The organism is Sphingomonas sp. SRS2, from assembly GCF_000971055.1.
Lineage (GTDB): Bacteria > Pseudomonadota > Alphaproteobacteria > Sphingomonadales > Sphingomonadaceae > Rhizorhabdus.
Window position 1 is genome coordinate 1 of sequence record NZ_LARW01000147.1, and the last position, 22,434, is coordinate 22,434.

Below are 22,434 nucleotides of genomic sequence, written 5' to 3' on the forward strand. Positions count from 1 at the left end.
GAGTTATATCAGGAAACCACTGCCAGCTGCGGCCGTCCCACCGTGCCGATCCGCGCGGTCATGCCGGGCAGGCGCTCAATCCGGGCCACGAGTTCCGCGTCCAGACGAAAGTCTCGGCCCAGCAATAGCTCGGCTATCGTCTGATCGGGCAGGCGCGCCTGCAGGTACATTTCGCCGCGCCCGCCGCGCTCATCGGCGACCAACGCGGCGAGCGCGGGAATCACCGCCGGATCGGCGGTCTCGACGTCAACGCGCAGGCGGATCGACTGCATCGTGTCGAAGCTTTGCAAGCCACGTACCGTGACGCGCGGCGTCTCCTCGCCCGCGCGCCAATCAAGCTCGACGCGCAGCAGCGCGCACACGCCGGACTTGGCGGCGTTTTCCAGCTCGCCCGACGCCATGTCGTCGAAACAGGTGGCGATGAACTGGCCGGTCGAATCGGAACAGGTCGCCATCATATAGCGCTTGCCCTTCGCTGACGTCCGCCAGCGGGCATCCTCGACCAGCGCCGCCATCACCGAGTTCACGCGGCCGCCATCAGCCGGCGCGGGGAGTGCGCACAGCGCCGCGAAGCTGCGCGCGCCGTTGGCATCGGCAAGATGGCGGATCTGATCGGTCGGGTGCGAGGAGAAGTAGAAGCCGAAGCTCTCCTTCTCGGCCGCCATGCGATCGACCAGCGTCCAGTGGACGCCGCGATCGATGCGGATCGGGGCGACGTCGCCGGGGCTGTCGCCGAACAGACCGCCCTGCCCGCTCTCGCGCTGGTCGGCGGCGCTCGACGCATGGGCGAGGATGATCTCCGCCGCCGCGAACACGCCGGCGCGCTCGTCCTCCATCATGTCGAACGCGCCGCCACCGGCCAGGCTTTCGAGCTGGCGGCGGTTGATCAGGCGCGGGTCGATGCGGTCGGCGAAATCCTCGAGGCTGGTGAAAGGACCCTTGGTCTTGCGGGCCTCGACCATCTGCTCCATCGCCTTCTCGCCGACGCCCTTGAGCGCGCCAAGCGCGAAACGCACCGCGAGCGCGCCATCCTCACCGGGTTCGACCGAGAACTCCGCCTCGCTATGATTGACGCAGGGGCCGAGGCAGGGGACGCCCATGCGCCGCATGTCGTCTATGAAGATCGCCAGCTTGTCGGTCTGGTGCATGTCGTAGCACATCGACGCGGCGTAGAATTCCGGCTTGTGATGCGCCTTCAGCCAGGCGGTGTGGTAGGCGACCAGCGCATAGGCCGCGGCGTGGCTCTTGTTGAAGCCATAGCCGGCGAATTTGTCGATCAAGTCGAACAGTTCGTTCGCCTTGGGCGCGGCGATGTCGTTCGCGGCGCAGCCGGTAACGAAGCGCTCGCGCTGCGCGTCCATCTCGGCCTTGATCTTCTTGCCCATCGCGCGGCGCAGCAGATCGGCCTCACCGAGTGAATAGCCGGCGAGCACCTGCGCCGCCTGCATCACCTGTTCCTGATAGACGAAGATGCCGTAGGTCTCGCCGAGGATGGTTTCGAGCAGCGGGTGCGGATATTCGATCGGCTCGCGGCCGTTCTTGCGCGCGCCGAACATCGGGATGTTGTCCATCGGGCCCGGCCGATAGAGCGAGACGAGCGCGATGATATCTCCGAAATTGGTTGGCCGGACAGCGGCCAGCGTGCGGCGCATTCCTTCCGATTCCAGCTGGAACACACCGACGGTGTCGCCCTTTTGCAGCAGCGCATAGACCGCCGGATCGTCCCATTCGAGGGCGTCGAGATCTATGGTGACGCCGCGCGCGGCGAGGAACTGCACCGCCTTCTGGAGCACCGACAGCGTCTTCAGGCCGAGAAAGTCGAACTTCACCAGCCCGGCGCCTTCGACATATTTCATGTCGAATTGCGTCACCGGCATGTCCGAGCGCGGATCGCGATATAGCGGGACCAGCGCGTCGAGGCGTCGATCGCCGATCACCACGCCCGCCGCGTGGGTCGAGCTGTGGCGCGGCAAGCCTTCGAGCTTCATCGCAAGATCGAGCAGCCGGCGGACCTCCTTGTCGCCCTTATATTCGGCGGCGAGTTCGGACACGCCGTTCATCGCGCGCTCGAGCGTCCAGGGATCGGTCGGATGGTTGGGGATCAGCTTGGCAAGCCGGTCGACCTGGCCATAACTCATCTGCAGCACCCGGCCGGTGTCCTTGAGCACCGCGCGCGCCTTCAGCTTTCCGAAGGTGATGATCTGGGCGACCTGATCGCGGCCATATTTCTGCTGGACGTAGCGGATCACTTCGCCGCGTCGGGTTTCGCAGAAATCGATGTCGAAGTCGGGCATCGATACGCGCTCGGGATTGAGGAAGCGTTCGAACAGCAGGCCGAGCTTGAGCGGGTCGAGATCGGTAATGGTAAGCGACCAGGCAACCACCGAGCCCGCGCCCGAGCCACGGCCCGGCCCCACCGGAATATCCTGTTCCTTCGCCCACTTGATGAAGTCGGCAACGATCAGGAAATAGCCGGGGAAACCCATGTTGATGATGATGTCGGTCTCGAAGGCGAGCCGATCGAAATAGATCCGGCGCGTCTCGGGATCGGTGATCCCGGCCTTTTCCAGCCGCATCTCCAGCCCGGCGCGGGCGTCGTTGCGCAGCGCCTCTGCCTCGGCATCGCGGTCGCCGGCGAGGCTGGGCAGGATCGGCTTGCGATAAGGCGCGGAGAAGGCGCAGCGTTGCGCCACCACCAGCGTGTTGGCCAGCGCCTCGGGCACATCCTCGAACAGCCGGGCCATCTCGGCCGCCGGCTTGATCCAGCTGTCGGGCGAGGAGCGCTGCCGCTCTACCGTGTCGATATAGGAGGAGCTGGCGATGCACAGCATCGCGTCATGCGCGGCGTGAAATTCGGGTTCGGCGAAGCAGGCCGGGTTGGTCGCGACCAGCGGCAGATCACGGGCATAGGCGAGATCGATCAGCGCCTCCTCGGCCGCCTGTTCGGTCGCGTCGCCCCGTCGGGCCAGTTCAATATAGAGCCGCTTCGGGAACAGCGCCTGAAGCGTGTCGGCATAGCTCTCGGCAGCGGACTGCTGCTCGCCCGCAAGGAGCCTGGCGAGCGCGCCGTCACCTGCACCGGTCAGCGCAATCAGGCCGTCGGTGCGGCCCTCCAGCGTGGTGAGCGGGACATGCGCGTCCTCATGCACCGGCCGCTCGAGATGCGCGGCTGAAACCAGCGCGCATAGATTGTCGTAGCCCGTCGCATCCTGCGCATAGAGCGCCAGCCAGTCGACGATCAGCTGGTCGATCCCGGGCCGCTTGACCGCCAGCAAAGTGCCGATGATCGGCTGGACGCCGTCCTTCTTAGCCGCATCGGAAAAGGCCATCGCGGCGTACAGTCCGTTGCGGTCGGTCAGCGCCGCGGCGGGAAAGCCCAGCTTCCTGGCCTGCTTCGAGATTGCCTTGGGCTCGATCGCCCCTTCGAGCATCGTATAGGCCGAGAAGATGCGCAGCGGGACGAAGGGTTGATAGGCCATGGAGGCAATCTAGGGAGGCCGAGCGGATTCGCCAGAAAAGTTTCGGCGTTATCCACAATGTCGTCAGCTGGCGGTCGGGAAGCAGCTTTCGGTAGTGAGCGTCGATATCGAGCTGGGCAGCAATTTCGTCGTCGCGCCCTGATAGCTGCTCGCGATCGTGACCCTCGTCATCCCCGCGACCAGGGAACAGGTCGTCGCCGGAGTCAGCGTGACCGCGCCGGTGGTAAGCTTCACCCCCGTCGCGGCGGCGCGCGCCACGGCGTAATCCTTGACCTCGGACGAGGTCTTGCAGCCGGTGCTGCCGAGCGCGGCGCAACGCGCGCTGCTGGCGGCGACCTCCTGAAGCGTCTGATAGGTCCATACCACGCGCGCGCCGTCGATGATGAGGAACATGAACATCATGAAGACCGGGGCGACGAGCGCGAACTCGACCGCCGTCACACCGGCGATGTCGCGGAACATACGCCTCATTGCAGCCGCACCAGCGCCGCGCGCGCCTGCACCATGTTGCCGCCCAGCATCGCGGCGGGCACCAGCATGGTGTTCGACGTCGCGACCGCGTTGATCTTCATATAATAGCCGGCGAGGCTGCCATCGGCGCAGGTGGCGTTGCAGGCCGCGGGGGTATAGGTCGGCCCAGATCCGCTGATGCAGGCGCAGGTCCGGCTGGCGTTGACGCAGGTGCCGCCATTGCAGGTGATCGTTACCGTCGGGGCGGTGGACAGCTTGGCCGCTGCGCCGACGTAAGTGGTTATAGTGGCGGCCGCGGCGGCATCGAGGCTGGAGCGCTGGCTGAACGCGATTATCCCGCCCTGCTCGACCGCGCTGTCGAGGCGGAGCCGCTGCTGATACCACATGCCCAGATCGAGCCCCGCAGTCATCACGAAGAAGAACAGCACTGACAGCAATGCGAACTCGATAGTCGCGACGCCGCGCTGCTCGCGGGCCAGCCGGAGGAGATGCCGCCGGATCATTTGAACAACGACACGCTGGCGGTGCTGCTCGACGAGCCGGAGAGGCTCGCGCAGTTGCCGGTAGCCGTCGCGCCGCCGCCCGTCAGGGTCAGCCGGTTGAGGATCATCATCAGGCAAGCGCCGCCATTGGCCGACATAGATCCGCCGCCGCTGACTATCATGTTCGATTTCGGCGCGTAGAGCAGTCCCGCATATTTGTTGTTCGACCCGCCGCCGATCGTGGTCGCCGCCGCGCTCTTGGTGGCGAACAGGATGCCGGGAATCCCATAGCTGCTCAAGGCACCGGGCGCAGCGAGATCGAGCGAGGTGCCACCGGACAAGGTGAAAGTTCCGCCCATGGCGAAGGTCAGATCGGTCCCGCTCATCGTGCCGCCGGTGTTGTTCGTGAAATTGCCCTTGATGATATAGCTGCCCGATCCGAAGGTCGAACTGCCGTTGAGGCTTAGATTGCCGTTGATGACGTGGGTGGCGGCTTTCGGGAAGACGATAGTGCTGCCACCGCTTGTGATGACGTCGCCACCCACACTGAAGGTGCCTGCTGCGACTGTCGGCGCAACACAATTAACGGTGAAGCAGACTTTCGCGCCACCTCCGGCATTGATCGACGTGCCGCCGACATGACCAAAGGTGATCGTGTTTCCCACCCCAACGTCGAAATCGACGAGTGCGCCGCCGTTGACGTCGATCTTGCCGGATATGCTGATATTACCACTGCCGAAATGGAGCGCGGTGCCGCCCATGTTTACCGAACCGATATTCAGGTTCACAGGCCCACGGATGTAAGCGGTGATACCCCCCGAGATATTCAGATTCCTGATATTCCCACCAGAATAGGTAGCGTTGATGTAGCTGGCCGGGATGTCATAGGTGTTCGTGCTACTGTTGAAGTAGGTCAGCAGCGTTCCCGATGCGCTGTAATTGAGATTCAGGTCGGAGGTGGTGACCACGCTGGTCGCGCTCACCAGCGGCGTGGTGCAGGCTGTGTTGCCGCCCGGATAATCGGGGTCACTGTAGCCAGAAAGCTGGTTGACCTTGCAGAGTAGCGCCTGAAGATTGGTATCCGCACTTATCCAGTCGCTCGCGGCGTTGGATTTGTTCTGGACGATATTGTTCGAGGTCGGCGAGGTAGTGATGCCGCTACCGGGATTGTTTACGGTCTTGCCGGCATTGACCTGTTTGGCGGTGATCGTCGTGCCCCAAGGTACGGTGACGCCGCTGTTGGTGTTGATCGCGCAGCCCGGCGCGGTGATGCTGGTGCCGCCGTCGAGCGTGATGCCATAGGTCGGGCTTGCATCCAGCGTCGCGATACAGGGCGGGGCGGTAGTAGTAGTCGCGGTGGTGGTCGCGGATCCCACCGCCGTCACGTCATAGCTCAGCGCCGAGGTGAAGACCCGCCCCAGCGCCAGCGGAACCGCCGTGGTGACGGTAACCTGGACAAGCTGCCTGCTGGTCGGTGCGTCGGTTACAAGCTGAACATCAGCAGCGGTTGCGGGCAGCCCCTGCGCCACGACCACGGACCGCGCGGTCGCGGTCATCTGGCTGGTGTTGCTGTTGACGTTGTAGGCGAGTGCGCCGGCCAGCGCGGCCATGTCGGCGATGCGCTGGTTTTGCGTATCGGCGGCATAGCCTCGCGTCGCCTCGACGGCAAAAGCGCCCATGCCGACGAGCGTCGTCAGCGACAGCGCGCCGATCAGCGCCACGCCGCCGCGCGTGCTGTCGCGCAGGTGGCGCGATACCGCCGCAATCGAGTGAATCCAGGCCGGGATCATTCGACCCGCATAGCCGGGAATGCTTAATAAAAATCTTAGCAGGAAAGGTTAACGCCCCAAATTCGGGGCTCAGCTCAAATGCCCGTCGTGAAGCCGAACCACCCGGTCCATTCGCTGCGCCAGCCGCTCATTGTGCGTCGCGACGAGCGCGGCCGAGCCTTCATGGCGCACCAGCCGCAGAAATTCCGCGAAAACGACATCGGCGGTGGCCTCGTCGAGATTGCCGGTGGGCTCGTCGGCCAGCACCAGCGCGGGCCGGTTGGCGAGCGCGCGGGCGACCGCGACACGCTGCTGCTCGCCACCCGACAGCTGCGACGGGCGATGGGTGAGCCGCTGCGCAAGGCCGAGCGCGGAGAGCAGGCTTTCGGCCCGCTCGCGTGCCGGCGCCATCTCCGCGCCGTGGATCAGCTGCGGCAGCACGACATTCTCGACCGCGGTGAAATCGGGCAGGAGATGATGGAACTGATAGACGAAACCGAGCCGGTCGCGGCGGATGCGGGTGCGGCCTTGCGCGTCGGCCTTGGCGGCTTCCTCACCGGCGATACGGATCGATCCCTCGAAGCCACCTTCGAGCAGCCCGACCGCCTGCAGCAGGGTCGACTTGCCCGATCCCGAAGGGCCGAGCAGCGCGACGATCTCGCCCGGCGCGATCGCCAGATCGACCTGACGCAGCACGTGGATCGCGACATCGGCCTGATGGAAAGTGCGGCTGAGGCCGCGGACATCCAGAACAGCGGCGTCGAGGATGGCGTCACTCATAGCGCAGAACCTCGACCGGATCGGTGCTGGCTGCCTTCCAGGCGGGATAGAGCGTCGCGAGGAAGCTGAAACCCAGCGACATGACGATGATCGCGACGACCTCGACCGGGTCGCTCTTCGACGGCAGCTCGGTCAGAAAGCGGATCGACGGGTCCCACAGATTCTGCCCGGTCACGATCTGGATGAAATTGACCACCGCCTGGCGATAGAAAAGGAAGACCGCGCCGAGCGCGATGCCGGCGCCGGTGCCGAGCACGCCGATCACGACGCCGACGGTCATGAAGATCTTCATCAGCGCCGCGCGCGACGCCCCCATCGTCCGCAGGATCGCGATGTCGCGCCGCTTGGCGCGGACCAGCATGATCAGCGAGGAAAGGATGTTGAACACCGCGACGAGGATGATCAGCGACAGCACCACGAACATGGTGACGCGCTCGACCGCGAGCGCCTCGAACAGCGAGGCGTTGAGATCGCGCCAGTCGCGGATCTCGCCCTGCATCGCCAGCTTAGGGGCCAGCGGCTTCAATATGTCGGCGACCCTGTCGGCATCGACCGTCTGAATCTCGATCATGCCGACCGCATCGCCCAGCATCAGCAGGTTCTGCGCATCGGACATCGGCATCACCACGAACGCCTTGTCATAATCATAGACGCCGACCTCGAAGATCGCCGCGACCTGATAGGAGACGATGCGCGGCACCGTGCCGAAGGGGGTGGTCTGCCCCTGTGGGCTGATCAGGCTGATCTGGCTGCCGAGGTCCGCGCCGAGTTGTTCGGCCAGCCGCGCGCCGACCGCGACCCGGTCGGTTCCCGGCGTCAGCGCGTTGAGCGAGCCGCGCACGACCTTGCCCTGCATCACCGGATTGCGGCGGATGTCCTCGACCGTCATGCCGCGCACCAGCACGCCTTCGACCCGGCCGCCATAGGCCGCCATCAGCGGCTGCTCGATCAGCGGGGTGGCCGAGGTGACGCCGGGCAGCTTCTTCGCATCGGCGGCGATCCGCCGCCAGTCGGGCAGCTTGCCGTCATAGCCCTGAACCACGGCATGGCCGTTGAGCCCGACGATCTTGTCGAACAGTTCGGCGCGGAAGCCATTCATCACGCTCATCACGATGATCAGCGCCGCGACGCCGAGCGCAACCGCGACGAGGCTGATCGAGGCGACGAGGAAGATGAACGCCTCGCCCCGGCCCGGAAGCAGGTACCGCTTTGCGATCATGCGTTCGTAGCGGTTGAGGATCATGACCGCCCTAACAGGCCGTCATCCCAGCGGACGCTGGGATCTCGGGCGGCAAGGACGGAGTAGATGTCGCGAGCCTCTCCTGAGACCCCAGCCTTCGCTGGGGTGACGGAAATGGAAGGGCTCAACCCGCGACCCTCTGGATCACATCCTCGGCCGACAGTTCGACCTTCTCGCCGGTCGCGCGGCGCTTGAGTTCGACGACGCCCTTGTCGAGCCCCTTGGGACCGATCACGATCTGCCAAGGCAGGCCGATCAGGTCCATCGTCGCGAACTTGGCCCCACCGCGCTCGTCGCGGTCGTCGTAGAGCGTCTCGACGCCAGCCGCCTGGAGCTTCGCATAGAGATCGTCGGCGGCGGCCGTGCAGCGCGCGTCGTCGGCGCGCATGTTGATCAGGCCGACCGCATAGGGGGCGACGGCGTCGGGCCAGACGATGCCGGCATCGTCATGGCTCGCCTCGATGATCGCCGCCATCAACCGCGACACGCCGATGCCATAGCTGCCCATCTGCGGGGTCACGGGCTGGCCGTCGGACCCTTGGACGGTCATCCCCATCGCCGCCGAATATTTGGTACCGAAGAAGAAGATGTGCCCGACCTCGATGCCGCGAGATTGCTTGAGCTTGTCGCCCGTCTCGGCCTCGCGGGCGGCATCGCGTTTCTCGTCGGTCGCGGCATAGTCGGCGGTCAACCCGCCGACAAAGGTCTGCAACGCCTCGCGGTCGTCCGCGTCGACATCGAGCGGGCGGACCGTTTCCCAATTGGTGTGATAGAAGACTTCGCTCTCCCCGGTCGGGGCGAGAACGATGAACTCATGGCTCAGGTCGCCACCGATCGGGCCGGTGTCGGCCTGCATCGGGATCGCGGCGAGGCCCATCCGTTTGAAGGTGCGCAGATAGGCAACGAACATGCGGTTGTAGCTGTGCCGCGCGCCATCGACATCGAGGTCGAACGAATAGGCGTCCTTCATCAGGAACTCGCGGCCACGCATCACGCCGAAGCGGGGACGGACCTCGTCGCGAAACTTCCACTGGATATGGTAGAGGTTGCGCGGCAGGTCGCGATAGCTGCGGACATTGTCGCGGAAGATGGTGGTGATCATCTCCTCGTTGGTCGGGCCGAACAGCATCTCGCGGTCGTGACGGTCGGTAATGCGGAGCATCTCCGGGCCATAGGCATCGTAGCGGCCCGATTCGCGCCACAGCTCGGCCGACTGGATCGTCGGCATCAGCATCTCGATCGCGCCGGCCCGATCCTGCTCCTCGCGCACGATCTGCTCGATCTTGCGCAGCACCCGGTGGCCGAGCGGCAGCCAGGCATAGATGCCGGCGGCGGTCTGGCGGATCATCCCCGCGCGCAGCATCAGCTTGTGGCTGACGATCTGGGCGTCGGCGGGCGACTCCTTCATCACGGGCAGGAAATGACGGGACAGGCGCATGGATCAGGATACTCGAAGCGGTGGATAAGCGCGGTCTCTACGGCTTCACACGATCAAGGTCGAGGGGCTGCTTGGCCAAAGCGCCACAAGCTATAGCGTAGGTACCGATCGGTCTCTGTTGCCGAGAAAACACACCCGCCGTCTTTCGAGTCCAAGGGCCCTGAAAGCCAATGACAAGATCGGGGGGCGGATGTAGGGAAAGCGACACGAAACAAAGGCATTATAAAACGGCCACGGTTCGGGGAAAAAATAGGGGTTCCGCCACCATTTAAGGGGTGGTGGCGTAGAGCCCCCAAGGGGGGTGGCGAACCATCGTCACGCGGCGTCGGGATTGGAAACAATCCCGGCGCTTGCCGTTTCAGGACATCGAGACGGGCGATCCTGCCGGGCTCATGTCGAACTTGTTCAGGTATCCACCGCACCACCGGAGGTGCCGGGATTCTCCGCCAGATTGTCGCAGAAAGCTGCCGGTTCACCCTGAGCCGGCGGGTTGATGCCGAAACAAGCTCAGCATGACGGATAGGTTGCGGGGCCAGCGCGTTCTCCCCCCGAAGGAGAAGCCGCATGGCCAGTCAGCCCCCGCCCCCCGAAGACGTTCCCGCCGATACTCCCGTCGATATCCCGGTGCCGACTCCGACCGACCCCGATCCGGGAGCGCCCAGCGATCCGGTTATGCCGGGATTGCCCGGCTGATTGTGTCGCCCTGGCATCAGCCGGGGCGACGCATCAGACCAGCCGGCTCTGCCTGACCGCGGCTTCGATGAAGCTGCGGAACAGCGGATGCGGTTCGAAGGGCTTGCTCTTCAGCTCGGGGTGGAACTGGACGCCGACGAACCAGGGATGGTCGGGGCGTTCAACCACTTCGGGCAGCTCGCCATCGGGCGACATGCCCGAGAAGACGAGTCCGCCGGCTTCGAGCGGCACCTTGTAATGCGCGTTGACCTCGTAACGGTGACGATGGCGCTCCTGGATCGCGGTGCCGCCATAGATATTCGCCGCATGGCTGTTACCCGATAGCACGGCATCATAGGCGCCGAGCCGCATCGTGCCGCCCATGTCGCCGCCTTCTTCGCGCTTCTGCAGGCCGGTTTCGCTCATCCATTCGGTGATCAGGCCGACAATGGGCTCCTCGGTCGGCCCGAATTCGGTGGTCGAGGCGGCAGCGATGCCGGCGGTGTTCCGTGCGGCTTCGATGCACGCCATCTGCATGCCGAGACAGATGCCGAAATAGGGCACCTTGCGCTCGCGCGCGAAGCGGACTGCAGCGATCTTGCCCTCCGACCCGCGCTCGCCGAAGCCGCCGGGTACGAGGATCGCATTCATCGGCTCGAGCTGCGCAGCGATGCCTTCGGCGTCCTGCTCGAACAGTTCGGCGTCGATCCAGCGGATATGGACCTTCACCCGGTTGGCGATGCCGCCATGGACCAGCGCCTCGTGGAGCGACTTGTACGCATCGAGCAGGCCGACATATTTGCCGACCACGCCGATCGTAACTTCGCCTTCGGGATTCTCCAGCCGGTCGAGAATTTCAGTCCAGCGGCTGAGCTCGGGCTCGTCCTTCGCCTCGATACCGAACGCCGCGAGGACCGCATCGTCGAGCCCCTCGGCATGATATTGCAGCGGCACGCCATAGATGTTGCTGGCGTCGAGCGCCGGGATGACATGCTCCTTGGGCACGTTGCAGAACAACGCGATCTTCGCGCGTTCGCCATCGGGCAAGGGACGGTCGCAACGGCAGACCAGCACATCCGGCTGGATGCCGAGCGAGGTCAGGTCACGGACGCTATGCTGGGTCGGCTTGGTCTTCAATTCGCCCGCCGCCGCAATATAGGGCACCAGCGTCAGGTGGACGAAGATCGAGTTGCCGCGGCCGAGATCGTTCCGCAGCTGACGGATCGCCTCCATGAAGGGCAGCGATTCGATATCGCCGACGGTACCGCCGATCTCGCACAGGACGAAATCGAGATCGTCGACATCGGTGCGCGCGAATTCCTTGATCGCATCGGTGACGTGCGGGATTACCTGAACGGTCGCGCCGAGATAGTCGCCGCGCCGCTCCTTCTGGATGATCGTCTGATAGATCCGGCCCGAGGTGATATTGTCCGACTGGCGGCTGGGAACCCCGGTGAACCGCTCATAATGGCCGAGATCGAGATCGGTCTCCGCGCCATCGTCGGTGACGTAGACCTCGCCATGCTGATAGGGCGACATCGTCCCCGGATCGACATTCAGATAGGGATCGAATTTACGGATGCGAACCTTGTAGCCGCGCGCCTGGAGCAATGCCGCGAGGCTTGCCGCCATGAGACCTTTGCCAAGCGAGGAGACCACGCCGCCGGTGATGAAAATGAACCGCGCCATGGGAGGATGGTTTTAACCGCGCGCGAGGGTGAAGGGCAAGGTGGGGTACTCCATCTTTTCGATAAAATTTGCAGGCGAACGCATGGGCCGACACGCGCCATGGGGCGCGTTCGTCGTCGATCTCCCTGATATCAGGCTATTATTGCGGCGCGGCGCCGTTGACGGGAGCCGCGCTGCCCTGTGCCGCTGCGGCGGCGAGCGGATCATTGGCCGGCGGCGCGGGCTCGGCCGTGCCGCTCGCGGTCTTGCCGACCAGCGAGGTGTCGATCTTGGTCGGCGCACGCTCGACCGAGGCGAGCGCGGCCAGCGCGATGCTGAGCACCACGAAGATCGTCGCGAGGATCGATGTCATCCGCGTCAGGAAATCGGCAGCGCCCCGCGCGCTCATCAGCCCGGACGGATTGCCGCCCGACGCGAGCCCGCCGCCTTCCGATCGCTGCATCAGGATGACCGCGACAAGCGCAGCCGCGACGATGATGTGGACAACGAGCAGGAAGGTGAACATTCGGCGCTTTCGATCTCGAGGTTGCGGCGCATCTAGTCGATCAGGGGCGAAGGTTCAACCGTGCTGCCCCTCTCCCGCACGCGGCAGAGGGCCGGGGTCAGGGAATGACGCACAGAAGCGCGGAAGACGTAGGAGAAAGAAGACCCTCACCCTACTCTCTCCCGCAGGCGGGAGAGGGCATGACCCTCAGATGGACGCGGCCACCGCGCCCTCGATGATCGGCACGAATTGCTCGGCGGTCAGGCTCGCGCCACCGACGAGCGCGCCGTCGACATCGGCAACCCCCAGTAATTCCTTCGCATTGTCGGGCTTCACCGAGCCGCCATAGAGGATGCGGACTTTGGCGCCCTCCCCGCCGAGCAGCGCGCCGAGCTTCGCGCGTATCGCCGCATGCATCTCGGCGACATCGCCGGTCGACGGGGTCCGGCCGGTGCCGATCGCCCAGACCGGCTCATAGGCGACGACCAGCGTCGCGCCGGTCACGTCGCGCGGAATCGATCCGTCGAGCTGGCCTTCGACCACCGCGATCGCATCGCCCGCGTCACGCTGGCCCTCGGTCTCGCCGACGCAGACAATCGCGATGAGGCCCGCGCCGATCGCGGCGGCGGCCTTGGCCTGGACCTCGGCGTCGCTTTCCTTCTGATCGGCGCGACGCTCGCTATGGCCGACGATGGCCAGCTTTGCGCCGGCTTCGGCCAGCATCGCCGCACTGGTGCAGCCAGTGTGCGCGCCCTTTGCCGCGCCGTGGCAATCCTGTGCGCCGATCGCCAGACCGGGGGTCTGCGCGGCGGCGGGAGCGATCAGAGTAAAGGGCGGACAGATCGCGACATCGACCGAAGGCTGCGCCGTCGCGGCGGCGGCGATCGCGTCCAGCTCGGTCAGGGCGGCCAGCGATCCGTTCATCTTCCAGTTGCCCGCCACCAGCTTGCGCAATGCCATGTTCGTTCCTCGCTCCTGATTTCGCGAGCGGCTTATAAGCGATGCCCGGATATCGCAATGCCCCGACCGTTGCGGTCAGGGGCTTTGGACCCTATGGCAACGCAAACGCTTATTTCTGATCAGACGGAACGCTGATGATCTCCTTCTTTCGCCGCGCGCTTTCCTCCTGGCTGGTCCTTGGGCTGCTCGCCCTCGTGCTGATCGCCTTCATCGTGACTGGGGTCGCCACGCCCGACATGGGCGCACCCGGCGGCGGCGGCGCGACGGTCGCCAAGGCGGGCGGTACCAAGATCAGCAGCACCGAACTTCTGCGCCGCATCCAGAACCAATATGACAATGCCCGGCGCGAGCAGCCCGGTCTGGACCAGAAGGCGTTTCTCGCCGCGGGTGGATTCGAAAGCGTCACCGAAGCGCTGATCGGTGCCCGCGCGCTTGAAGGCTGGGGCCGAGACGAGGGATTCGCAGTTAGCAAACGCCTGATCGACGCACAGATCGTGACCATTCCCGGTTTTCGCGGCGTCACCGGCCAATTCGACGAGGCCGCGATGCGCGACGCGCTCGGCCGCGCGGGTATCAGCGAGAAGGAATTTCGCGCCGACATCGCCAGCGACCTGATGCGCGGCCAGATCGTCATGCCGGTGGTAGCCGACGCCGTGGCGCCCGCTCGCGTCGCGCGCCCCTATGCGACCGTGCTGCTTGAACAGCGCACCGGTCTGGTCGGGATCATCCCCTTCGCCGCGGTAGCGGAGGTCACGCCGCCGACCGACGCCGAGATCGCCGCCGCCTATAAGACGAACATCGCCGCCTATACCCGGCTCGAAGCCCGGGTGCTGCGCTACGCGCTGTTCGGCGCGGCGCAGATCGCCGCCGAGGCGACCCCGACCGAAGAGGATATCGCCGCCTATTATCGCGAAAATGCGGCGGCCTATGCGGCGAAAGACAGCCGTACGCTTAGCCAGGTCATCACCCCGAATGAAGCGACCGCACGCGGCATCGCCTCCGCAGCCAAGGCCGGGACGCCGCTCGCAGCCGCCGCCACGAAGGCCGGCCTCGAAGCCGCGACGCTGACCGGCCAGAGTCGCGCCGATTACGCCGGCGCGTCGAGTGCGCAACTCGCCGCCCAGGCATTCGCCGCCCCCGAAGGTGGCGTCGTCGGTCCCTTGAAGGGCGCGTTCGGCTGGTATGTCGTGCGCGTCGACGCGATCGAGGGGGTCCCCGCCCGCACGCTCGATCAGGTCCGCCCGGAGATCACCGCGCTTCTCGCCAAGCAGAAGGCCGAGGAAGGGCTCGCTGACTATAGCGGCAAGATCGAGGACGCGATCGCCGATGGTGCGAGCTTCGCCGAGGTCGCCGCCAACAACAAGCTGGCGGTCGTCGAGACCCCGGCGATCCTGGCCGATGGCCAGCCAATCGACCAGCCGGGCTGGACCCCACCGGCCGAGCTGGCGCCGCTGCTCAAGGCGGGCTTCGACTTGTCGCCCGAGGACCGGCCGGTGGTAGAGACCGTGACCAAGGATCAGCAATATGCGCTGATCACCGTGGCCAAGGTTATCCCGCCGACGCCGTTGCCGCTTGCTCAAGTGCGCGAAGCGGTCGTTCGCGACATCATCCTCAAGCGCACCGCCGCGCGGGCGAAAGCGATCGGCGAGAAGGTAGTCGCGGCCGTCAACCGTGGCGCGCCGCTTGCCAAGGCGCTTGCCGATACCGGCATCGCACTGCCCCCGCCGCAGCCGGCGCGCGCGCGCCAGCTCGATCTTGCTCAGGCGCAGCAGAACGGCCGGGAAGTTCCCGAGCCGGTGCGCGCACTGTTCGACCTCAAGAAGGGCAAGGCCAAGCTGGTGCCCGGCCCGCAGGGCAATGTGATCTTCATCTCGGTGCTCGATACGATCGTGCCCGGCGACCTGCGCCAGGTTCCGGGCCTTGCCGACATGACTCGCCGCGAATTGTCGCAGGCCTATAGCTCCGAGCTGGGCCAGCAATTCCTTCGCGCAGTCGAGCAGGATGTGACGGTCAAGCGCTATCCCGAGGCGATCGCCGCCGTCCGCCGCCAGTTCAACGGGCAATAAGGCCGTCATGACGACCGATGCCCGCGATCAGGTGGCGCTCGACGCGCTGGCGCGGGGCGAACCCGCTTTGGTGTGGCGCACCCAGATCGCCGACACCGAGACGCCCGTCGCCGCCGCGCTCAAGCTGATCCGGCCCGGCCGGGGCGATTACCTGCTCGAATCGGTCGAGGGCGGCGCGGTGCGCGGACGCTATTCGCTGCTCGGCCTCGCGCCCGATCTGATGTTCCGCGCGCGCGGCGCACAGGCTGAGGTGAACCGTTACTGGGCGACCGATCGCGACGCCTTCGAACCGCTTGCCGACGATGCGCTGACCGAGATGCGCCGGCTCGTCACTGCTTGCCGCATGGCAGTGCCCGAGGGACTGCCCCGCGCGCTCGCCTGCCTCGTCGGCTATTTCGCCTATGAGACGATTGGGCTGGTCGAAAAGCTGCCGCGCCCGCCCGCCAATCCGCTCGACCTGCCCGACATGCTGTTCGCGCGGCCGACGATGATCCTGATCTTCGATCGGCTGACCGACCAGCTGTTCATGGTGGCGCCGCTCTGGCCCGAGACCCCCGGTGTCCCCGAGGTCAAGCTGGCGGGCGCGATCGAGCGGATCGAGGCGCATGCCGCGATGCTGGGCGGCCCGGTGCCGCCGCGAAGCCACGTCCAGGCGGATACGGAGTCGCTGAGCCTGACGCCGCAACTCGCTCCCGGCCGCTATGCCGGGATGGTGGCCAGGGCGAAGGACTATATCGCCGCGGGCGACATCTTTCAGGTCGTACTGGCGCAGCGCTTCACCGCACCCTTCCCGCTTCCGCCGATCGATCTCTATCGTGCGCTGCGGCGAATCAATCCGTCGCCCTTCCTCTATTTTCTGGACCTGCCGGGCTTCGCGCTGATCGGCTCATCACCCGAAATATTGGTGCGCGCACGCGATGGCGAGGTCACGATCCGGCCGATCGCCGGCACCCGTCCGCGTGGCAAGACCGCGATCGAGGACGCCGCGAACCGCGACAGCCTGCTCGCCGATCCCAAAGAGCGCGCCGAGCATCTGATGCTGCTCGATCTCGGCCGCAACGATGTGGGCCGGGTCGCACTCGCCGGCACGGTAGAAGTGACCGACAGCTATTCGGTCGAGCATTACAGCCATGTCATGCACATCGTCTCGAACGTCGTCGGCAGGCTTGATCCGGCGCGCGACGCGCTCGACGCGTTGTTCGCAGGCTTTCCGGCAGGGACGGTGTCGGGCGCGCCAAAGGTCCGCGCCTGCGAGATCATTGCCGAGCTGGAGCCTGAAACGCGCGGCGCCTATGCCGGTGGGGTCGGCTATTTCTCACCCGACGGATCGATGGACAGTTGCATCGTGCTGCGCACCGCGGTGGTGAAGGACGGCATCATGCATGTTCAGGCCGGCGCGGGCATCGTCGCCGACAGCGACCCCGCCTATGAGCAGCGCGAATGCGAGGCCAAGGCCGGCGCGCTCATCGCGGCCGCCAAGGAAGCGCTGCTGCGCGCGGGCGAGCCCGGCTTCGGCCAGTAGGTTACGCCTCCGGCGCGATAGCGTGACAATATTGCATCACTCCGCCTATCTTATTCGATTGATGGACCCTTTTCGTATCGGCTGCGTATCTGATATGCCGAAGACGGCTACCAAATAAGGGATACCTCACAATGCGATTTCTTCTCTTGAGCACAGCGGCGCTTGGCATGGCGCTCGGCGCCTCCGCCGCTTCGGCCCAGGATCTGGCCACCACCTCGCCCAGCTGGACCGGCGCATATGTCGGCGGCCAGCTTGGCTATGCCTGGCAACCCCGCGACGGTGACGAACAGGTGAGCTTCGATCGCAACCGCGACGGAACTTTCGGCGACGCGTTCCCGAACTTCTCGCCTGGCTTCTGCGGCGGCGCACCCACCTCGCGCTCGCCAACCACCGGCTGCTCGAAGGACAATGACGGCACGACCTGGAAGGTCCATGCCGGCTACGACTATCAGTTCGGCGAAACCAGCGGTCCGGTTATCGGCGCGGTGATCGAATATGGCCGCTCCTATCTCCATGACAGCGTAACCGCGTTCAGCACGACGCCGGCTTCCTATACCTTCAAGGCGAAGCTCAAGGAAAACGGATCGATCCGCGGCCGTGCAGGCTACGGCCTCGGCACCGGTACCCTGATCTATGGCACCGGCGGTTTCGCGATGGGCAAGATCGAAAACAGCTTCAGCACCACCAACGGTGTCAACACCTTCACGCCCAATGACAACAGCAAGAATGCCAAGGGCTATAATTGGGGTGGCGGCATCGAGCAGAAGGTTGGTCCCTTCTCGGTGGGAGCGATGTACCTGCGCACCGTCCTGAAGAACAACGACTATCGCGTCGCTGTCACCGGTGGCCCCGTCGGCGGTCCGTTCACCGTGATCAGCGGCACTGGCACCGACTTCAAGCGCGGCTTCTCCAAGTTCGCCTACCAGTCGGTGGTGGCAACGGTCAGCTACCGCTTCTGATCTACTCAGGATGAAAAACGGGCCGGATGGGGTACGCCCTCGTCCGGCCCATTTTCTTTTTGGGGCGAGTGAATTGCTGCCGCAGCCGAGCGAGGCGTCTGTCGCGGAGCCTCACCGCTCGGCAGATACTCAATCGACGGTGAAAAGGACTCGCAGGGTCTGAACCGAGCTGACCGCTTGCCCGTTCGCATCAAGCACCGGCACGCGCCGCGCCTCCGCAGTGACCAGACGACAGGCCTCGCCCCACAGGCTGGCGCTCGCCCGCTGGTTCTCCGCAAATCGCCGACCGCCGGCATGGATGGGATTGGTCGGCGAACAGTCGGAGATCCGGCCATCGGGACCGACCATGAAGACTACCTCGACCCGGGCGGGGGCCATCACGTCCGCCGGAGGGCGATCGAGTTTGGTTTCGATGTCATGACGCGGCGGGTTCGGAGCCTTCTGCTTCATCCCCTCCATGAACCAGCGATGGCTGCTCCGATAGACGAATATGGCGGGATGCCCCTGCGAATCCAGCGCAGGTTTCACGCGGCCGCGAACGAGCAGCAGATCGCATGTCGCCTTGTCGAGATCGTCCCATCCGCTCGAATGGGCGATGACGCAGCGCATCGGCTTGCCCTCCGCTGAAAAGGTCAGCTCGAAAGCCGTGACGCCTCCCCGCGTCTGCCGAAAAGCCGGTGGGGGGTAATCGAGTGGCTTGATCCAGCCGCGCGGGTCATGGGGTTCGGCGGCTACAACCGCGGCCAAAAGAAGGGATGCGAGGAGGCTCATTGCGCGGTGATGTCAGTCGACTGACGCACCGTGAATGCGAACGTCACGCATTAGCGTGTGCTCGGCGAGGCAGAATCAAAGAGGCCGGCCCGACGGACGGACCGGCCTCATGAATATTTTAGCGTCGCCGCGATCTTTCCACCGGACGATGACGTCCGGCGAAGCGATCAGTTGCGCAGCTGAACGCCGATGTAGCGCGGCGGGTTATTGCCGCGCTGGGCAAAGAGCAGCGCGGTCGGCCGCTTCGCCTTCTTCGCCGCTTCGATCTGCGCGGCTGCGGCCTGCGCGGTCGTCACCGGCACATTGTTGATCTGCAGGATGATGTCGCGGGGCTGGAAGCCGTTAGCGGCGGCATCGCTCGACGGATCGACATAGTTGATGACGACGCCCTTGATCGTCGGCGAAACGCCGAGGCGCCGGGCGAGATCCGCCGTCAGCGTCTGGAAGCCCAGGCCGATCGTGTTGCGGGTCGATTGATCCGGCGCGGTCTGTGCCCCACCGTCACCCTGCGCATCGTCATTGTCGATGTCGCCGTTATTGGCGAGCTGATCCTCAGGCGGACGCTCACCCAGCGTCACGGTCAGCGTCTTCTTCTGCCCCTCACGGATCAGCTCGATCGGCATGCGGGTGCCGACTGCTGTCTTGCCGACGATATAGGACAGAGTGTTGTCGGGGGTGACTTCCTGTCCATTGACCCTGACGATCACATCGCCCTGACGAATGCCGGCGCGCGCCGCCGCCTCGCCGGGCTCGACCCGCGCAACGATCTCGCCGCGATCCTTGGCAAGGCCCAGGCTGGTGGCGATATCCTCGGTCATCGGCTGGATGCCGACGCCCAGATAGCCACGCTTGATCTTGTTGCCGGAACGCAGCTGATCGATGATCGGCTTGGCTTCCTCTGCCGGTATCGCGAAGCCAATCCCGACATTGCCGCCGGTCGGCGAGAAGATCGCGGTGTTGATGCCGATCACATTGCCCTGGAGATCGAACATCGGGCCGCCCGAATTGCCCTGATTGATCGAGGCATCGGTCTGGATGTAGCGGTCATAGGGGCCATTGACGCCGATCGAACGGTGCAACGCCGAAACGATGCCGGCCGTGACCGTGCCGCCGAGGCCAAAGGGGTTGCCGATCGCGACCACCCAATCGCCGACGCGGGTCCGAGTCGAGTCGCCGAACTGAACGAACGGCAGATTCTTCGCGTCGATCTTGAGCAGGGCCAGGTCGGACGCCTGATCGCGGCCGACGATCGTCGCCTTATATTCCTTGCGGTCCGGCAGCGTGACGGTGATCGAGCTGACCACCGCGCCGGTGCCGCCCTCGGGCGACGCCGAGATCACATGGTTGTTGGTGACGACATAACCATCGGCCGAGATGATGAAGCCTGAGCCGAGCGAGGTCGCCTCGCGTGTGATCGGTCGTCCATTATCATCGGTGCCGCCGCCGCCGAAGCGCCGGAACAATTCCTCGAACGGGGTGCCCGAGAAGGCGTTGCCGCCATTCTTGACCTGGATCTTCTGCGTGGTGGAGATGTTGACCACCGCCGGCTGAAGCCGCGCGGCAAGGTCGGCGAAGCTCATCGGGGCGCCGGGTTGCGGGGCAGCATTGATCGCGCCGGGCGCGTTCTGCGCCACCTGCGCGCCAACAGGCTGCATGACGAGGGTCGCGCCGGTACCGCCTAGCAGCAAGGCCGCGGTGATCGCGTAGGCATAACGCACTTTGGCCAACTCCTTAAAACTCCTGTCCTGACTAAGCCGAATATCCGGGCGTTATCTCAAGCCCGATCGCTGAACCCCGCTTGAACGGCCACGTTCCATCTTATATTTTATCGGCGCCCGCGGAATTCACGCAGATACTCGTTATTCGGCGACAATATCAGGTTCGATGTACCAGGCGCTTCGGTGCCATCGGTCCCGAAGGTGATGCGATAGGACTGCATCGCCCGATAGAAATCGTAGAAATCCGGATCCTTGTTGAAGCTTTCGGCATAGGTGCCCGCCGCCTGGGCGTCAGCCTCGGCGGTGATGATCTGCGCCTGCTTGCGGCCTTCGGCCAGGATCGAACGGGCTTCCTGCTCGCGCGCGGTGCGCATGCGGTTGAACGCCGATTCTAGCGGCGTGCCGTCGGGCAGGTCCGCGCGCTTGATGCGGACATCGACGATTTCCGCGCCATATTGGCGGGCGACCCGATTGAGCCGCGTCTGGATATTATCCATCACCTGTCCGCGCTCTGGGCTGAGCAGCGCGGCGAAGGGCCGCTTGCCGAGCTCGTTGCGCAGCGACGAACCGAGGATCGGGCGCAACGCCTCGCTCACCCGGCGCTCGGTGCCGGCGGTGATCGCCATCTGCAGCGGATCGACGATCCGATAGCGCGCGAAGGCGTCGACCTCGAGCCGAAGCTGGTCGGTCGATAGCACCGACTGACGCTCCATGTCGAAATCGAGCACACGCTTGTCGATCCAGCGGATCTGGTCGACGAACGGGATCTTCAGGATCACGCCCGCGCCGGTCTGCCCGAAATCCTCGTTAGGTTTATAGGCGTTATACACCTTCTCCGGCTTACCGAATCGAACGACGAGTACCTGCTGGGTTTCCGGCACCACCGCAACGGTGCTGCTGACCACGATCACCGCGGCGAGCGCCGCGATACCCCAGCCGATCATGTTACGGCTGGCGATGTTGTCCGACATGTTCATTACTGAGCCCCCTGCGCGCGCGGCGGCTGCGGCGGCAGCGGCACATAGGGAACGACATTGGGCGCCTCCACGATCGTCTTGTCGGTCTTGGCCAGGACGCGCTCCATCGTTTCATAATACATGCGGCGTCGCGTAACTTCGGGAGCAAGCTTATATTCGGCATAGACCTTGTCAAAGGCGGCCGCCTCGCCCTCGGCCTTCGCGCCGAGCTGCTGCGAATAGGCGCGCGCTTCGTTGAGATAAGCCTGCGCCTGCTGCTGCGCGGCAGAGACCGACTTGAACGCCTCAACCACCGCACTGGGCGGATCGGCCTGCTTGATCGCGACGCCCTGCACGGCGATGCCGGCGCGATAGCTGTCGAGGATCTCCTGCATCCGTTGCTGGACGCGGCCCTCGATCTGGCTGCGCTGCGGGCCCATCGCATCGTTGAGCGCGACGCGGGCGATCTCGGCGCGCATCGCGCTTTCGGCAACTTCGCCAACGGTCTCGTCCGGATCGGCCAGCTCATAGAGATAGAGTTCGGGGTCGCGGATGTTCCAGCGCACCGAATAAGCCAGGTCGATCATGTTCTGATCGCCGGTCAGCATCAGGTTCTGCGCATTGCCGCCGGTCGCGGGGATATCCTTCACGCGGATATCCTCGATGTCGATCTTCGTGACGACGTCGATCGGCGAGGGGAAGGAGAAGCGCATGCCGGGACCAAGCGTACCAGCATAGGAGCCCAGCCGGGTGATGACGCCGCGTTCCTGCGGATCGATCCGGTGGCTGCTGGTCCACAGCACCCAGAGCAGGATGATACCACCCAGCGCCCAGAGGATCATGCGGCCGGCATCGGGATCGGGGCCTTCGCGGCCGCCAAAGCGCGCGCGGCCGCGCCGCATCAGTTCGTCGAGCGCGGAGCGCCCGGCCGGTCCGCGCCCGGGCCGTCCCCGGGGCGGCTGGTTCCACGGATTGGAG

18 protein-coding genes are annotated in these 22,434 nt (G+C 65.1%); 4 read left to right on the forward strand and 14 right to left on the reverse strand.

The window, feature by feature from the left end; genetic code table 11:
- Window positions 1-8 precede the first annotated feature (8 nt).
- The 7 genes from dnaE to proS all read right to left on the reverse strand — a co-directional run bounded on the left by dnaE (window position 9) and on the right by proS (window position 9,659).
- Window positions 9-3,479: a DNA polymerase III subunit alpha gene (gene dnaE / locus WP12_RS21625; RefSeq protein WP_046195725.1), complete on the reverse strand. Its 3,471-nt coding sequence runs from the start codon at window positions 3,477-3,479 to the stop codon at window positions 9-11.
- Window positions 3,480-3,542: 63 nt separating this feature from the next.
- Window positions 3,543-3,941 (reverse strand): TadE/TadG family type IV pilus assembly protein, encoded by a 399-nt coding sequence (locus tag WP12_RS21630; RefSeq protein WP_235399251.1) that lies wholly within the window; start codon window positions 3,939-3,941, stop codon window positions 3,543-3,545.
- A gap of 5 nt (window positions 3,942-3,946) precedes the next feature.
- Window positions 3,947-4,453, reverse strand: coding sequence for a TadE/TadG family type IV pilus assembly protein (locus tag WP12_RS21635; protein WP_046195727.1), 507 nt, complete (start codon window positions 4,451-4,453; stop codon window positions 3,947-3,949).
- The gene (locus WP12_RS21640) at window positions 4,450-6,222 is read right to left on the reverse strand and encodes a Tad domain-containing protein (RefSeq protein WP_046195728.1); all 1,773 of its coding nucleotides are present in this window, start codon (window positions 6,220-6,222) and stop codon (window positions 4,450-4,452) included. The genes WP12_RS21635 and WP12_RS21640 overlap by 4 nt, the downstream gene beginning before the upstream one ends.
- A 69-nt stretch (window positions 6,223-6,291) precedes the next feature.
- Window positions 6,292-6,981 carry an ABC transporter ATP-binding protein gene (locus tag WP12_RS21645; protein WP_046195729.1) on the reverse strand — a complete coding sequence of 230 codons (690 nt, stop codon included), beginning with the start codon at window positions 6,979-6,981 and terminating at the stop codon, window positions 6,292-6,294.
- The gene (locus WP12_RS21650; RefSeq protein ID WP_046195730.1) at window positions 6,974-8,224 is read right to left on the reverse strand and encodes a lipoprotein-releasing ABC transporter permease subunit; all 1,251 of its coding nucleotides are present in this window, start codon (window positions 8,222-8,224) and stop codon (window positions 6,974-6,976) included. The genes WP12_RS21645 and WP12_RS21650 overlap by 8 nt, the downstream gene beginning before the upstream one ends.
- Window positions 8,225-8,345: 121 nt before the next feature.
- A complete protein-coding gene (proS, locus tag WP12_RS21655; RefSeq protein WP_046195731.1) occupies window positions 8,346-9,659 on the reverse strand; it encodes a proline--tRNA ligase in 1,314 nt (437 codons plus the stop codon).
- A gap of 564 nt (window positions 9,660-10,223) precedes the next feature.
- On the opposite strand from proS, the gene WP12_RS26265 reads away from it, so the two are divergent.
- Window positions 10,224-10,352: a hypothetical protein gene (locus WP12_RS26265; protein ID WP_268794746.1), complete on the forward strand. Its 129-nt coding sequence runs from the start codon at window positions 10,224-10,226 to the stop codon at window positions 10,350-10,352.
- Window positions 10,353-10,385: 33 nt separating this feature from the next.
- On the opposite strand, the gene WP12_RS21660 is transcribed toward WP12_RS26265, so the two are convergent.
- The 3 genes from WP12_RS21660 to tpiA all read right to left on the reverse strand — a co-directional run bounded on the left by WP12_RS21660 (window position 10,386) and on the right by tpiA (window position 13,464).
- Window positions 10,386-12,020 carry a CTP synthase gene (locus WP12_RS21660; RefSeq protein ID WP_046195732.1) on the reverse strand — a complete coding sequence of 545 codons (1,635 nt, stop codon included), beginning with the start codon at window positions 12,018-12,020 and terminating at the stop codon, window positions 10,386-10,388.
- Between the two features lie 139 nt (window positions 12,021-12,159).
- Complete coding sequence (gene secG / locus WP12_RS21665; protein WP_046195733.1) at window positions 12,160-12,525, reverse strand: preprotein translocase subunit SecG; 366 nt, start codon at window positions 12,523-12,525, stop codon at window positions 12,160-12,162.
- 186 nt (window positions 12,526-12,711) lie between these two features.
- Window positions 12,712-13,464 (reverse strand): triose-phosphate isomerase, encoded by a 753-nt coding sequence (tpiA, locus tag WP12_RS21670; protein WP_046195734.1) that lies wholly within the window; start codon window positions 13,462-13,464, stop codon window positions 12,712-12,714.
- A 134-nt stretch (window positions 13,465-13,598) separates the two neighbouring features.
- Here tpiA and WP12_RS21675 point away from each other — a divergent pair, with 134 nt between their 5' ends.
- From WP12_RS21675 to WP12_RS21685, 3 genes are all read left to right on the forward strand, one after another.
- Window positions 13,599-15,530, forward strand: coding sequence for a peptidylprolyl isomerase (locus WP12_RS21675; RefSeq protein ID WP_046195735.1), 1,932 nt, complete (start codon window positions 13,599-13,601; stop codon window positions 15,528-15,530).
- 7 nt (window positions 15,531-15,537) lie between these two features.
- Complete coding sequence (locus WP12_RS21680; RefSeq protein WP_046195736.1) at window positions 15,538-17,052, forward strand: anthranilate synthase component I family protein; 1,515 nt, start codon at window positions 15,538-15,540, stop codon at window positions 17,050-17,052.
- A gap of 131 nt (window positions 17,053-17,183) precedes the next feature.
- Complete coding sequence (locus WP12_RS21685; protein WP_046195737.1) at window positions 17,184-18,011, forward strand: outer membrane protein; 828 nt, start codon at window positions 17,184-17,186, stop codon at window positions 18,009-18,011.
- 129 nt (window positions 18,012-18,140) lie between these two features.
- On the opposite strand, the gene WP12_RS23685 is transcribed toward WP12_RS21685, so the two are convergent.
- From WP12_RS23685 to hflK, 4 genes are all read right to left on the reverse strand, one after another.
- Complete coding sequence (locus WP12_RS23685) at window positions 18,141-18,782, reverse strand: energy transducer TonB (RefSeq protein WP_052730557.1); 642 nt, start codon at window positions 18,780-18,782, stop codon at window positions 18,141-18,143.
- A gap of 167 nt (window positions 18,783-18,949) precedes the next feature.
- Window positions 18,950-20,500, reverse strand: coding sequence for a Do family serine endopeptidase (locus tag WP12_RS21695; RefSeq protein WP_046195739.1), 1,551 nt, complete (start codon window positions 20,498-20,500; stop codon window positions 18,950-18,952).
- A 107-nt stretch (window positions 20,501-20,607) separates the two neighbouring features.
- Window positions 20,608-21,477 (reverse strand): protease modulator HflC, encoded by an 870-nt coding sequence (hflC, locus tag WP12_RS21700; protein WP_046195738.1) that lies wholly within the window; start codon window positions 21,475-21,477, stop codon window positions 20,608-20,610.
- Window positions 21,477-22,434, reverse strand: a 958-nt coding sequence (hflK, locus tag WP12_RS21705; protein WP_046195740.1) for an FtsH protease activity modulator HflK, incomplete at its 5' end; no start/stop codon positions are given. The genes hflK and hflC, both read right to left, overlap by 1 nt.